Origin of the sequence: Pararobbsia silviterrae, from assembly GCF_003628125.1 — a bacterium.
Lineage (GTDB): Bacteria > Pseudomonadota > Gammaproteobacteria > Burkholderiales > Burkholderiaceae > Pararobbsia > Pararobbsia silviterrae.
The window spans coordinates 85150-98605 of the sequence record NZ_RBZU01000004.1 but is presented as its reverse complement, the minus strand read 5'-3'; the positions used below and the strand labels follow the sequence as shown (position 1 = coordinate 98605).

General features: G+C 64.3%; 12 protein-coding genes. 6 read left to right on the top strand and 6 right to left on the bottom strand.

The annotated features are described in order from the left end of the window. Positions 1-10 precede the first annotated feature (10 nt). Genes D7S86_RS10910 through D7S86_RS10900 form a run of 3 tightly spaced genes read right to left on the bottom strand, consistent with a single transcriptional unit; the run spans position 11 to position 3153 of the window. Entirely contained in the window at positions 11-952 is a 942-nt protein-coding gene (locus D7S86_RS10910) for a carbohydrate ABC transporter permease (protein WP_121086309.1), read from the bottom strand. Further along, positions 945-1889 carry a carbohydrate ABC transporter permease gene (locus tag D7S86_RS10905; protein WP_121086307.1) on the bottom strand — a complete coding sequence of 315 codons (945 nt, stop codon included), beginning with the start codon at positions 1887-1889 and terminating at the stop codon, positions 945-947. The genes D7S86_RS10910 and D7S86_RS10905 overlap by 8 nt, the downstream gene beginning before the upstream one ends. A gap of 22 nt (positions 1890-1911) precedes the next feature. Continuing rightward, positions 1912-3153 carry an ABC transporter substrate-binding protein gene (locus D7S86_RS10900; RefSeq protein ID WP_121086305.1) on the bottom strand — a complete coding sequence of 414 codons (1242 nt, stop codon included), beginning with the start codon at positions 3151-3153 and terminating at the stop codon, positions 1912-1914. Between the two features lie 241 nt (positions 3154-3394). Between D7S86_RS10900 and D7S86_RS10895 the strand changes: the two genes are divergently transcribed. From D7S86_RS10895 to D7S86_RS10875, 5 genes are all read left to right on the top strand, one after another. Beyond that, positions 3395-4264 (top strand): AraC family transcriptional regulator, encoded by an 870-nt coding sequence (locus tag D7S86_RS10895; RefSeq protein WP_121086303.1) that lies wholly within the window; start codon positions 3395-3397, stop codon positions 4262-4264. 400 nt (positions 4265-4664) lie between these two features. Further along, positions 4665-4802: a hypothetical protein gene (locus D7S86_RS29795; protein WP_166444117.1), complete on the top strand. Its 138-nt coding sequence runs from the start codon at positions 4665-4667 to the stop codon at positions 4800-4802. A 25-nt stretch (positions 4803-4827) separates the two neighbouring features. After that, positions 4828-6393 carry an FAD-binding oxidoreductase gene (locus D7S86_RS10885; protein ID WP_121086299.1) on the top strand — a complete coding sequence of 522 codons (1566 nt, stop codon included), beginning with the start codon at positions 4828-4830 and terminating at the stop codon, positions 6391-6393. Between the two features lie 9 nt (positions 6394-6402). Next, entirely contained in the window at positions 6403-6906 is a 504-nt protein-coding gene (locus D7S86_RS10880; RefSeq protein ID WP_121086297.1) for a hypothetical protein, read from the top strand. A gap of 123 nt (positions 6907-7029) precedes the next feature. Then, positions 7030-7821, top strand: coding sequence for an SDR family NAD(P)-dependent oxidoreductase (locus D7S86_RS10875; protein WP_121086295.1), 792 nt, complete (start codon positions 7030-7032; stop codon positions 7819-7821). A 112-nt stretch (positions 7822-7933) separates the two neighbouring features. Here D7S86_RS10875 and D7S86_RS10870 read toward each other — a convergent pair whose 3' ends face one another. The 3 genes from D7S86_RS10870 to hmgA form a co-directional block, all read right to left on the bottom strand. Next, positions 7934-9517, bottom strand: a complete 1584-nt coding sequence (locus tag D7S86_RS10870; protein ID WP_121086293.1) for a GGDEF domain-containing protein — start codon at positions 9515-9517, stop codon at positions 7934-7936. A 90-nt stretch (positions 9518-9607) separates the two neighbouring features. Beyond that, entirely contained in the window at positions 9608-10984 is a 1377-nt protein-coding gene (fahA, locus tag D7S86_RS10865) for a fumarylacetoacetase (protein ID WP_121086291.1), read from the bottom strand. Continuing rightward, positions 10981-12294, bottom strand: coding sequence for a homogentisate 1,2-dioxygenase (gene hmgA / locus D7S86_RS10860; RefSeq protein ID WP_121086891.1), 1314 nt, complete (start codon positions 12292-12294; stop codon positions 10981-10983). The genes fahA and hmgA overlap by 4 nt, the downstream gene beginning before the upstream one ends. A 156-nt stretch (positions 12295-12450) precedes the next feature. On the opposite strand from hmgA, the gene D7S86_RS10855 reads away from it, so the two are divergent. Further along, positions 12451-13356, top strand: a complete 906-nt coding sequence (locus D7S86_RS10855) for a LysR family transcriptional regulator (protein WP_121086289.1) — start codon at positions 12451-12453, stop codon at positions 13354-13356. Positions 13357-13456 lie beyond the last annotated feature (100 nt).

The following is a 13456-nucleotide window of genomic DNA, read 5'->3' as shown; positions in this document are numbered from 1 at the left end:
CAGCAAGGAATTAGGCCTTGACCGCGCCCGCGATCAGGCCATGAATGTAGTAACGCTGCAGCAGCAGAAACAGCGCCGCGCACGGGAGAATCGAAATCGTGATGCCGGCCTGCATGAGGCCCCAATCGATCGAACCGAGCTGGCCGCTTTGCGCATTGAGCAGCATGACCGGCAGCGTGTAGTTGCCCGAGTCGTTGATCAGGATCAGCGCGGCCAGCAGTTCGTTCCACGATCCGAAGAACGCGAACAGCCCCGCGGTCACGAGCCCCGGCATCACGAGCGGCAGCATCACGATGCGCAGCGATTGAAGCAATGTGCACCCGTCGATCAGCGACGCTTCCTCGATCTCGCGCGGCACCGCATCGAACGAGTTGCGCATCATGAACACCGCGAACGGCAACTGGAACGTCGTATAGACGAGCGACAGACCGAACAGCGTGCCTTGCAGATGCATCCAGCGCAGCAGCACGAACAGCGGGTTCAGGATCGACTGGAACGGAATCATCAGCGTCGCGAGAATCACGACGAAAATCAGATTGCGTCCCTTGAAGCGAAAGCGCGAGAAACCGTAACCGCCGAGCGTACATAAGATGAGCGTCATGACGACGGTCATGGCGGCCACCGACGCGCTATTGCCCAGATACCGCCAGATACCCGCGCCGTAAGCGGCGAGGTTCCGGTAGTTTTCGAACGACAGATGCGACGGCAGATACTTCGGCGGCGATGCGCTCGCGTCCGCCGGCGGATACAGCGACGTAAACGCCGACCAGACGATCGGGAATAAAAAGGCCAGGGTCAGGACACCGCAGACCAGGTAGTAAAGCGTGACAGAGCTTCGCCCCTTGATCCCGACAAAACGCCGACGACCTGGCGCGTCGTGCGGGCTGGCCGAAGGAGACACCTCGGACTCCGGGCCGAACTCCGGCTCGGCGGAATGCAACGTATTACTCATGGTCGTCCCTCAGCAGGAACATTTGAATCACACTCAGGATCAGCAGCACGATCAGCAACACGACCGACATCGCCGCGCCGTAGCCGAGCTTGAAATACGTGAACGATGCGCGATAGATCCAGTGCACGACGGTGATCGTGCTGTTCATCGGCCCGCCCTTCGTCATCACGTAGAACTGCTCGAACGCGAGATACGAACCGATGACGGCCATGATCAATGCGAGCGCGAACGTGCGGCGCATCAGCGGCACGGTGATGTAGCGCTGCTGCGCCCACCACCGCGCGCCGTCGATCCGCGCGGCGTCGTAGAGATCCTGCGGGATCGCCTGCATGCCGACGAGCAGGATGACCATCGTGAAACCCGAGGCCTTCCAGAGCACCATAACGATCAGCGACGCGAGCGCGGAGCCCGTGTCGCCGAGCCATTGCACGGGCTCGTCGACGATGCCGAGCTGCATGAGCACGGCGCTGAAGATCCCGACCTGATCGTTGAACATCCAGACCCAGAGCAGGCTCGCGGTCGTCATGCCGATAACGACAGGCAGGAAGAACGCGGTCCGGAAAATCCCGACAAAGCGGCTCGCCTTGTTCACGAGCATCGCGAGCACGAACGCGACGATGAAAATCGCCGGCGTCACGAACAGCGTGTACTCGGTCGTGAACCACAATGCCCCCCAGAATGAATCGTCATGCATGAGGTCGAGATAGTTCTGCAGACCCGCAAAGGTCGCTTTCCCCATCAACGGCCACCGGTAGAGGGACATGCAAAGCGTCATCACGAGCGGTGCAATGAAGAACACCGCCGTGAAGATCACGCATGGCAGGACAAACCAGTAACCCGCGCGCTGCCGATTCGCCTCGTTCGGCGCTTTCGGGCCGCGCGCGCGACGTGCCGTAAGGCCCGTCTCGCTTGCCGGTGTCTGACTCAGGACGCCCATAACGCTGCGCTCCGTATTGCGCTTACTGCGCGTTGAGAATCTGCGTGAACTTCTGCTGCGCGGTCGCCACCGCCGCATCCACGCCCTTGCCGAACACCGCTTCCTGGATCATCGCGGCCCACGGACCGTTCGGGTCGTTGATCAGCTGGTTGAACTTCGCGCTATACGGCGTCTTGCCCTTGGCCATGGCCGTCGACGCGATTTCGTAGCGGCTGTCGAGCTTGCTGTACTGGTTCGACGCGAGGTCCGTGCGCACCGGAATGCTGCCGTTCTTCGCGAACTGATCGACCTGCACTTGCTCGCTCAGGCACCACTGGATGAACTCAAGCGCGTCCTTCTTGTGTTGCGAGCTCACGGGAATCGCGATCGAATCGCCGCCCGCGAAGCTCGACCAGCCGCCATCCTTGCCCGGCAGATACGCGAGACCGAAATCGAGTTCCGGATGCTCCTTCTTGAGCAGACCGATCGCGAAGGCGCCGGATCCGACCATGCCGACCTTGCCCGTCAGGAACGCATTGATGAAGTTCGCGCCGCTGTCCGTCTTCGCGCTCGACGGCATTTCGCCGGCTTGCCACATGCGACGGTACATTTCGAGCGTGCCCTTGAGCGCCGGGTTGTCGAGCGTCGCGGTCTTGCCGTCCGCCGACAGCACGTCGCCGCCCGATGCCCAGACATACGGCGTCATCGTGAAGATGTTGCAGCCGCCGCACGCGCCCGAGAAATAGAAGCCCTTGACCCCGCCGCCGAGCGCCGTGATCTTCTTCGCATCAGCCTCGAGTTCTGCCCAGTTCTTGGGCGGTTGATCAGGATTGAGGCCAGCCTTCTTAAATAATGTTTTGTTGTAAAGCAGCATTGAACTTTCAGCGCTGAAAGGCAATGCGTACTGCTTGCCCTCGTACATCGCGAGACGCGTGTGCGAAGGGCTAAGGTTTTGATAGAACGGGAGTTTTTTGGCGTCGTCGGTGATGTCGGCCAGTTGTCCGGCCGCGGCGAACGCGGGCACGAAGATCAGGTCGATCGCAACGACATCGGGCGCCGCACCGCCGGCCGAGGCCGTACCGAACTTCGTGACGAAATCGTCGTTCGGAATCACGGTCAGGTTGACCTTGTTCGGGTGGCTGTCATTCCACGCCTTGACAACCGGCGTGATGAAGCCCGAATCCGACGACCGAACCCAGAACGAAATCTCGTCAGCTTGCGCATGACCAGCCAAGAGCGCCGCGGCGCTCGCACACAGCGACAGCCATCGCTTGTAGCGAACCATAGTGTCTCCTCCAAATTGAATGCGCACCGTCGAAGCATCGCGCACATCCCGTAAAGGAGCGAGCGGCTCGAGGCGCGCGATTTACGCTTCTGATGAACGTGCTTTTTTCTACCATGCCGCGGGCCAGCCCTCAGGACCGTGAACGAACGCGATGCACAGTATGTAAAGGTTGACATGCCCTCGCCCGTCTCACAAGATGAAGAAACCGCAGCAAAACAGGCTAATTCCGACTTTTTAAAAAATGGACGAACCGACGCTTGAATGGGCGTGTCCGCTCGGCCTCGAAGCGAGCAACGGCGGACTCTTTGTCTCACGCGGGACGGGCGTGCATCCGTCGCGCGTCATCTACTCGTACGAGCTCATCTACGTCAAGCAAGGCACGCTTGAACTGCATGAGGAAGGCCGCGAATTCGAAGTGGGAGCAGGGGAAACCCTACTTCTTTGGCCCGGTCGGCTGCACGGCGGCACGAAGCCGTTCGCGCCCGATCTCGAGTTCTACTGGGTGCACTTCTCGTTGTCCGACGACACGCGCATCGACGCGGCGCCAACGACGATCACGGCATCCGGCGCGACGGCCGCATCATCGTCGCTGCGCGTGCCTCAACATGCGCGCATCGAGCGGCGCGACCATCTGACGGGTCTGTTCCAGCGGCTGCTCAACGACCAGGAGATCTATGGCGTGCAGCCGCTGCCCGACAGCCTCACGATCCTGCTCATGCTCTGGGAGCTCACGCGTTCGCGCGGCGCGTCCGCGAATCTCGAGGGCGCGCCGCAGCGTCTCGCGGCGAGTGCGGATCGCCTGATCCGCACGCACTTTCACGAAGCCATCAGCGCATCGACGATCGCGGACCAGCTCGGGTGCAATCCCGACTATCTGGGCCGAATCTTCCGCTCGGTCTACGGTCGAACGCTGACCGACGCCGTGCATGACAGGCGCATGCTTCACGCGGCGATCCTGCTCGCCGAAGGCCGTCTGACGATCGATCAGGTCGCGCGCGAATCGGGCTTCGAAGACGCCGGCCATTTCCGTCGCATTTTCAAACGCAGCAAGGGCATGACACCGAATGCGTTTCGACGCTTGCATCTGCGCGTGCATGTGAATACGGCGTGAGCGTGTGCGTGTGCGTGAGCGTGTGCGTGGGCGTTGGCGTGTGCGTGTGCGTGTGCGTGGGCGTGGGCGTGGGCGTGGGCGTTGGCGTGTGCGTGTGCGTGGGCGTACGCGCCGGTGCGGACATCCGCGTGCGCATGCATGGGCTTGCGCGCACATCGACTAGGCGGTGACCGACACGCGGAATAAACCCACGGGGCCTTTCGTTTATCGGGTGCACATTCGAGACGCGTGTAACAGACGCGTGTAACAGACGCATGTAATAGACGCATGTAATAGACGCGTGTGGCAGGCGCTTGCAACAGCCGCGCGCAACGGGCGGGTGCTACCAGGACCATCAGCGCCCGCAACTCGCACGTGCCGCACCTGCGTTTCCCCTCACCCCGTGACCAGGGAGTCCGCCATGAAAGCCTTTCGTATCCTCTCGATGCTCGTCGCCCTGTTCGCCGCTTCGGCTGCACTGACCGCGTGTCAGAGCGGCGGATCGATGGGCAACTCGAACACGTCCGGCAGCGGAAGCGGCGGTTCAGGCGCCTACTGAGCAACACGGCACGGATCGGCGCCGCATGGGTCAGGTCCTGCCTCCGGGCGTTGCGCGCGCGGCATGGTCGAGCGCGCTCGACGCGTTGCGCGGCGAGCTCGGCGCCGACGCGGTACTCGATGCCGATGACGCGCTCGCCGCCTACCTCGATCCCTTCGCGCCCGGCGACGCGCGACGCTTCTGCGCATCGGCCGCCGTACTACCCGCGAACGTCGGCGAGATTCGGACCGTGCTCGCCTGGGCGCATCGCACGCAGGTTCCGCTCTGGAGCGTCTCGACCGGACGCAATTTCGCATACGGCGGCGCGGCGCCGCGCGTCTCGGGATCCGTCGTCCTCGATCTCCGGCGCATGAATCGCGTGCTCGACGTCGACGACACGCTCGGCTATGCGCTCGTCGAACCCGGCGTCACATACTTCGATCTTCACGAGGCGCTGCGCGCGCGTGGGTCGGCGCTCTGGGTCGACCCGCCCGCGGCGGGCTGGGGCAGCGTCGTCGGCAACACGCTCGAACGCGGATTCGGCACGACGCCCTACGGCGATCACGCCGCCGCGCAATGCGGTATGGAGATCATCCTCGCGAACGGCGACATCGTTCGCACGGGCATGGGCGCGATGTCGCGCACGACCTCGTGGCAAGTCTTCAAGTCCGGCTTCGGCCCGTCGTACGACACGCTGTTCATGCAATCGAACTTCGGCATCGTCACGAAGATGGGACTCTGGCTCATGCCGCGGCCCGACGGATACCGTCTCGGTCATTTCAGGTTTCGTCACGACGACGACCTCGCCGCGATCGTCGACACGCTGCGCCCGCTCAAGCTCGACGACACGATCCAGAGTCACGTCGCGATCGATCACGCGGTGCGCTGGGGCGCGGGCATCGCGCCGCGGCGTCGATGGTATGACGGTCCGGGGCCGATGCCCGACACAGCCATCGACGCAATGGTCCGCGCGCTCGGCATCGGACGTTGGAATCTGCGCTTCGGGCTTTATGGTCCGGAGGATCTCGTCGAAGCGCGCTTGCGCACGATTCGACGCGCATTCGCCACCCTCGCCGACGCCGAGCTCGACGCGACCGACTACGCGCACGCCACATCGGAACCCGAAGGCGGCGGCGACCGTAGCCAGGTCGGCATCCCGAACATGTCGGCATTCCAGATGCTCAATTGGCGCGGCGGCCAAGGCGCGCATCTCGACTTCTCACCGGTCTGTCCGACGACCGGACACGATGCGCGCGCGCAATACACGATGGTCCGTTCGGCCGCGCATGCGGCGGGATTCGACTACTACGGCGGCTTCACGGTCGCCGGCCGTCATATGCATCATATTTTCGCGGCGATCTTCGACAAGGACGATGCCGCGCAAGCCCGCGCGGCGCACGATCTCGTCGAGGCGCTGATTCGGCAGACGGGGGACGCGGGCTATGGTCAATATCGCGCGCATCTCGCGTTCATGGATCTCGCGGCATCGCAGTACGACTTCAACGATCACGCGCTCATGCGGCTCAACGACACGATCAAGCGTGCGCTCGACCCGCAGGGCGTTCTTTCGCCGGGCAAGCAAGGCATCCTGCCCGCGCGCTTTCGAAGCTGAGGCGGCGCGATGCTTTCCCGACGAAGCTTCCTGATCGCGATGTCGTCGCTTGCGGGATCGGGTGCGGCGGCATCATTCGATGGACGCGTGTTCCTGTCGCACGAACGCACCGCAGGCACGCGCGTCGATCGGCTGCAGGTCGTCGATGTCGTCGATGCGCGGCACGTCGTGGATGCGCAGCACGTCGACGATACGCTGCATATCGTCGATGCACGCTGGATCCGCAACGGCAGGGTTCGCGCACCACGCCCGCTCGTGCGCCTCGACGGCGATGCGGGCGAACTCTGGCATCGCGTGCTGCGTCCTTCGATCGAACGCCATGCGACGCGGGACGACGCGCGCCGGCTCGTCGCGATCGAAGGCTGGACCTCGCATGCCGACGCGTTCGTCCTCACGACACTCGGCTCGGCACATGGCATCGCATATGGCATCACACACGGCATCGCAAACCGTGTCGCGCACGACGACATGATCGAGTGGCGCATCGAACTGCGCGTGCCGAAACGCATTTGAGGCAATGCCTGACTGCACGCGCCGACGCGGTTCGTTACCATCGAACGCGCCGTCGCGAACCACGATCGTCGACCCTCGACACGCGCGCGGCGCACTCGGCACACGATAACGGAGACACGCCATATGGACCTCAAGCTCAAAGGAAAAGTCGCAGTGCTCACGGGGGCCAGCGTCGGCATCGGCCTCGCGGTCGCGCATGCGTTCGCCGCGGAAGGCGTGAATCTCGTACTTGCCGCACGCCAGGCGGACCGTCTCGACGAAGCGGCCCGGCAGATTGCGACGCAGCATGGCGTCGAGGTCGTCCCGGCCGCATGCGACGTCGCGACCGCAGCCGGTGTCGACGCACTCGTCGGCGCGGCCGAGCACGCATTCGGCGGCGCCGACATCCTCTTCAACAATGCCGGAACCGGTAGCAACGAGACGATCCTCGATGCCCCCGACGACAAGTGGCAAGCCTATTGGGACCTTCACGTGATGGCCGCCGTGCGCCTGGCGCGCGGACTCGTACCGGGCATGAAACGGCGCGGCGGCGGCGCGATTCTGCACAACGCGTCGATCTGCGCCGTGCAGCCGCTCGGGTACGAACCGATCTACAACGTGACGAAGGCCGCGCTCATGATGTTCTCGAAGAACCTCGCCAATGAGTTGATCGGCGCGAACATCCGCGTCAACACGATCAACCCCGGTCTGATCCTGACGCCCGACTGGATCAAGACGGCCAAGCAACTGACCGAACACACGGGCGGCGACTGGGAAGGCCATTTGAACGCCGTCGCCCATGAACACGCGCCGATCGGCCGCTTCGCGAGTCCCGAGGAGCTGGCGGACTTCATCGTGTTCCTCTGCTCCGAGCGCGCGAGCTATAGCGTCGGCGCCACGTATTTCGTCGATGGCGGGATGTTGAAGACCGTCTAGCGCGAATTTCGCCGCCGATATCGGCGGCGATATCACCACAGATATCGCCGCGCATCTCGAACCTCATGACCGAAGTCGAGCGCGTCGAATTGTCACCGCATGCGATACATATTCACGCGACCTCGCCGGCCGCCTCGGCGGGTTGCGTCGTCGCGGCGATCCGCACCGCGTTGCGCCCCTCGTTCTTCGCGGTATAGAGCGCGGCGTCGGCGAGGCGCAGCAACGCGTCGACCTGATGCAGTCCGCGATGCGCGATGCTTTCGGGCACCGCTGACGCCACGCCGACGCTGACCGTCACGACGCCGTACGCATGCTGCGTGTGCGGAATGGCCAGTTGCTGGACGCCCTCGCGAATCGCCTCCGCGATGCGGACCGCGCCGTCCAGCGGCGTATCGGGCAGGCCGACGACGAACTCCTCGCCGCCATAGCGGCCGACGATATCGAACGGACGCCGCACCGACGCGGCGATCGCCTTGGCGACTTCAGCGAGCGCGACATCGCCGGCCGCGTGACCGTAGAAATCGTTATAGGCCTTGAATTTATCGATATCGATGAACAGCGCGCTGATCGACGACTTGTCGCGCCGCGCCTTGCGCCAGGCCGCGGCGAGCATCGCATCGAGCGCATGCCGGTTGCTGACGCCCGTGAGCTTGTCGTGCGTCGCCTGTTCGATGAGCCGCGATTGCGCCGAAGCGCGTTGCCGGAGCTCGCGCGCGAGCAGCATCGATACACCGACGAACGCGACGCTGAAGATCGCCATCAGACCGCCGATGACGAGCGAGCGTTTGCGCCACGTACCGAGAATGTCGTCCTCGGCCGGCGCGACGATCGCCACGACGGGCAGCCCCGGGACACGCTCATAGCTGAACAGCCGCGTCACGCCGTCGAGCGCGCCCTTCGCGACGTAGGTGCCCGACTCGACCGAGAGATCGATCGTGGCGACCGAAGGCGCGACGACCTGCACGCCGACATCGGCCTCGCGAAACGGCTGCCTGATGATGATCGAACCGTCGTCGCGCAACAGCAGCACGACGCCGTGCGGCCCGATGTCGAGACCCGCGAGCAGGTCCTTGAAATATGCGAGGCTGATCGCGACGAGCGCGACGCCCTTGAACGAGCCGTCGGGATTGTTGATCCGGCGCGAAAGCGCGACCGACCATTCTCCATTGCGCAGGCGCGACTGGAACGGGCGGCTCAGATAGAGGCCGACGTGCGGATCGTCACGATGCACGGTGAAGTAATCGCGATCGGACAAATCGGCCTTGCGCGGCTTCACGCTGGCCGAATCGATGACGATATGCCCCTTCGCGTCGACGACGAGCATCGCGCCCAGGTATTTGGCCTGAGTGGATCGGTCGAACAGAATTTCGCGCTGCAGCGGCGTGGGCAGCGCCAACACGTCGGGACGCTGCGAGCTGTCGAGCATCCACTTGAGCGACAGATCGTAGATCTCGACGTTGCGCGAGATGTCCTTTTCGAGGATCTGCAGCAGATTGCGCGACGTGTCGCGCGCGCGCAGCAGCGCTTCCTGGCGCCCTTCATAAAGGGCCGTCACGCAGAGCCCGAGCATGACCACCGCGATGAACGCACCCGCCGCCGTCACATAGCGATGCAAGCGAGCGAGCCGCACAAACGGACGTGCGGCCCGCTCGTGCGCGCCCTCCAAGCGATCCGGAAGCGGGGCGTGGCCATCCATGCTCGAACGACTCCGTGTGTGCCCAGGAGCCGCTCATTTTAGGCGTGTGCCGCGCGCCGGTCGAGCCGGCGCATGCACCCCGATACGAGATTACGTTTTGCTTTCTGCGGCCGCCGATGCGGTGCTCGATGTCGACGCGTCGTGTGTCGCGGCGAGCACGGTCCCGCGCGCCTCGCCAAAACCGATGCGCGCAAAGCCGGCCTTCTCGGCCCATGCGCGCAGCACGATCGTGTCGCCGTCCTCGATGAACACGCGTTGCTCGCCGTTCGCGAGCACGATGGGCTTGCGGCCTCCGCTCGTCAGTTCGAGCAGCGACCCGGCCTCGTTGGGTTGCGGGCCCGACTGCGTGCCCGAGCCCAGCAAATCGCCTTCGCGCAGATTGCAGCCGCCGGCCGTGTGATGCGTGACGAGCTGACCGGCGGTCCAGTACGAATGCCGGAAGTTCGATCGCGCGAGACGCTCGGGGCCGTGATTCTCCGCCTGCATGCGCGCCGTTTCGATCAGCACTTCGAGATCGACATCGATGCTGCCGGCCGAACGCACCGACGGCGAATCGAGATACGGCAACGGCGCCGGGTCGCTTTCGGGACGTTCGAACGGCACGCGATACGGCGTCAGCGCGTCGAGCGTGACGATCCACGGCGACACCGTCGTCGCGAAGTTCTTCGCGAGAAACGGCCCGAGCGGCTGATATTCCCAAGCCTGGACATCGCGCGCCGACCAGTCATTCAACAGACAAAGACCGAAGATCCGCGATTCGGCGTCGTCGATCGACACCGGTTCACCAAGCGCGTTGCCCGTGCCGATCACGATGCCGACCTCGAGCTCGAAGTCGAGCCGCTTGCTCGGCCCCCAGACCGGCGTCTCGCGCTCGGGCGACTTCGTCTGCCCGAGCGGACGCCGGAACTGCTGGCCCGACACGCCGATCGACGAGACGCGGCCGTGATACCCGATAGGCACCCACTTGTAGTTCGGCAGCAGCGGCGCATCGGGGCGGAACAGCTTGCCGACGGCCGTCGCATGATGAATCGACGTATAGAAATCGGTGTAATCGCCGATCGTCATCGGCAGCGTGTATTCGGCTTCATCCTGCGGCAACAGCGCCTGGCGCAGATGGACCTGCGCTGGCGACGTATCGCGCAGCAGCCGCGACAACGCGAGCCGCAATGCCTGCCACGCTTCGCTGCCGAGCGCCATCAAGGCGTTGAGCGTCGCGCTTCGGCAGGCTTCGATCGCGGCGAGCGTCAGATTGTCGGCATCGTCGAATACGCCGGCCGCATAGGCCTTGCGCAGATCGAGAATCTGCGCGCCGATCGCGACGCCGATCCGGAAGTCCTCGATGCTGCCGCGACGCCGGAACACGCCATACGGCAGGTTTTGGATCGGGAAGTCGGTACCGTGCGCGTTCGCGGATTCGACCCAGCTGCGCAGCCGGACATCATGCGTTTCGTTGAGTCTGTAGATCATGGCTGTTTCGGGTTGAAATGCTTCTTGAGATCGGACCAGCAGCGGTAATAGTCGGCCTGCAGGCGCGCGGATTCAAGGGCCGATGCGGTCGGACGGATCGCAAAACGCGTCTCGAACATGAACGCCATCGTCGAATCGACCTTGTGCGGCGTGCTGACATCGGCCGTGCTCGCGCGCTCGAACGTCGCCGCATCGGGCCCGTGGCCGCTCATGCAATTGTGCAGGCTCGCGCCGCCGGGCTGGAAACCGTCGGCTTTCGCATCGTAGACGCCCGTGATCAGGCCCATGAATTCGCTCGCGACATTGCGATGGAACCACGGCGGACGGAACGTATTCTCGGCCGCGAGCCAGCGCGGCGGAAAGATCACGAAGTCCGCGTTGCCGACGCCCGGCGTATCCGACGGCGACGTCAGCACGAGAAAGATCGACGGGTCCGGATGGTCGAAGCTGATCGAGCCGATCGTGTTGAACAGGCGCAGATCGTATTGATACGGCGCGTAATTGCCGTGCCACGCGACGACGTCGAGCGGCGAATGGCCGATCTTCGCGCGCCAGAAGCGGCCGAGAAACTTGGCGACGAGCTCGAAATCGCCCTCGATGTCTTCATAGGCCGCGACGGGCGTATTGAAGTCCCGCGGGTTCGCCAGTCCGTTCGAACCGAGCGGGCCGAGGTCGGGCAAGCGGAACGGCGCGCCGAAGTTCTCGCAGATATAGCCGCGCGCGGTCGCATCGAGCAGCTCGACACGGAAACGCACGCCGCGCGGAATCACGACGATCTGCTGGGGCTCGGCTTCGATGATGCCGAACTCGGTCGCGAAACGCAGACGGCCATGCTCGGGCACGATCAGCAGTTCGCCATCGGCGTTGTAGAAATAGCGGCCTTGCATCGAACGGTTGGCCGCATACATATGAATTGCGACACCCGTATGCGCGTCCGCGCCGCCGTTGCCGGCCATCGTCACGAGACCGTCGACGAAATCGCGCGCGGTGTCCGCGTCGGGCAGCGGCAGCGGATCCCAGCGCAATTGGTTCGGCGAGGTCGGCACGCCGTCGAAACGGTCGGTGACGCCGTCGTGCGCGAGCGCCTCGAACGGCTGGTGCGCGGCCGACGGGCGAATCCGGTAGAGCCAGCTTCGTCGATTCTGGTGGCGCGGCGCCGTGAAGGCCGTGCCCGACAACTGCTCGGCATAGAGCCCGTATGCGCAGCGCTGCGGCGAGTTCTGCCCGTGCGGCAGCGCACCGGGCAGCGCCTCCGTGGCGAAATGATTGCCGAATCCCGGCTGATAGCGCGGGTTCGTATGTGCGTCCATCGTCGTCTCCTCTTCGAAGCGCACCGAGCCGCAGGCACGCCGTTCGTCATGAATGTGCGGCATTATCGCGGCCGCCTTAGGCATTGAAAACGTCAATGCTAGAATAACGACCATTCACAGCATGAATAGCGGCGCAATCGAATCCGGCCTACGACGATGAATCTGCGCGAAATCGACCTGAACCTGCTCGTCGTGTTTCTCGAAGTCCTCGACACGCGCGGCATCTCCGCGGCCGCGCAGAATCTCGGCCTCTCGCAGCCCGCGGTCAGCAATGCGCTCGCGCGCCTGCGCACGACGTTCGACGATGCGCTGTTCGTGCGCACGCCGTCCGGCATGCAGCCCACGCCGCTCGCCGAACAGTTGGCGGGCCCGGTCTCGAGCGCGCTCGCGCAGCTCCAGCACACGCTGAACCAGCGCGGCGAGGCGTTCGATCCCGCGACGAGCACGCGCCGCTTCACGATTGCGATGACCGATGTCGCCGAAGTCTACTTCCTGCCGGATCTCGCACCGCGCTGCGCGGCGCTCGCACCGAATGTGCGCATCCATATCGTGCGCTCGCACGAACGCACGCTCCAGAACGCGATGGCCGACGGACAGATCGATCTCGCGATCGGCGCGAACAGCGACTTCTCGGACAGCTACTATCAGCAGCGTCTGTTTCGCCAAGAATGCGTGACGATCTTCCGCGCGGGGCACGCGCTGAGCCATGGCGAACTCACGCTCGAACGGTTTCGCGCCGCATCGCATCTGTGGGTCAGCGAATCGACGAGTCCATACGACCGGATCGCGCACGCGCTCGACAAAGCCGGCATTCGCGCGCGCGCGAGCTATGAAGTGCCGAGTTTCCTGGCCGTGCCGCTGATCGTCGCGCGCAGCGAACTCGTCGCGACCGTGCCGCGCAAACTCGCCGACAGCGTCGCGACGGCGTTCGGCCTCGCGCTCGCGCGCCCGCCCGTCAAGCTGCCGCTGTTGCAGACCCATACGTTCTGGCACCGGCGCTTCCATCACGACGCGGGACACCGCTGGCTGCGCACCACGATCGCCGAGATCTTCGCCGACTGAAGGCCGGCCAAACATCGACCGAAAGCCGCCCCGTCGGACCTCGCGCTGGTTCGCAGAGAACCGCGATACCGGATAGAGTGGCGTCGTCATCGACTCTCGA

Bases quoted from the DNA above. Each gene is read 5' to 3' on its own strand.
- D7S86_RS10910 (WP_121086309.1), bottom strand. From the start codon at position 952: ATGAGTAATACGTTGCATTCCGCCGAGCCGGAGTTCGGCCCGGAGTCC.
- D7S86_RS10905 (WP_121086307.1), bottom strand. From the start codon at position 1,889: ATGGGCGTCCTGAGTCAGACACCGGCAAGCGAGACGGGCCTTACGGCA.
- D7S86_RS10900 (WP_121086305.1), bottom strand. From the start codon at position 3,153: ATGGTTCGCTACAAGCGATGGCTGTCGCTGTGTGCGAGCGCCGCGGCG.
- D7S86_RS10895 (WP_121086303.1), top strand. From the start codon at position 3,395: ATGGACGAACCGACGCTTGAATGGGCGTGTCCGCTCGGCCTCGAAGCG.
- D7S86_RS29795 (WP_166444117.1), top strand. From the start codon at position 4,665: ATGAAAGCCTTTCGTATCCTCTCGATGCTCGTCGCCCTGTTCGCCGCT.
- D7S86_RS10885 (WP_121086299.1), top strand. From the start codon at position 4,828: ATGGGTCAGGTCCTGCCTCCGGGCGTTGCGCGCGCGGCATGGTCGAGC.
- D7S86_RS10880 (WP_121086297.1), top strand. From the start codon at position 6,403: ATGCTTTCCCGACGAAGCTTCCTGATCGCGATGTCGTCGCTTGCGGGA.
- D7S86_RS10875 (WP_121086295.1), top strand. From the start codon at position 7,030: ATGGACCTCAAGCTCAAAGGAAAAGTCGCAGTGCTCACGGGGGCCAGC.
- D7S86_RS10870 (WP_121086293.1), bottom strand. From the start codon at position 9,517: ATGGATGGCCACGCCCCGCTTCCGGATCGCTTGGAGGGCGCGCACGAG.
- fahA (WP_121086291.1), bottom strand. From the start codon at position 10,984: ATGATCTACAGACTCAACGAAACGCATGATGTCCGGCTGCGCAGCTGG.
- hmgA (WP_121086891.1), bottom strand. From the start codon at position 12,294: ATGGACGCACATACGAACCCGCGCTATCAGCCGGGATTCGGCAATCAT.
- D7S86_RS10855 (WP_121086289.1), top strand. From the start codon at position 12,451: ATGAATCTGCGCGAAATCGACCTGAACCTGCTCGTCGTGTTTCTCGAA.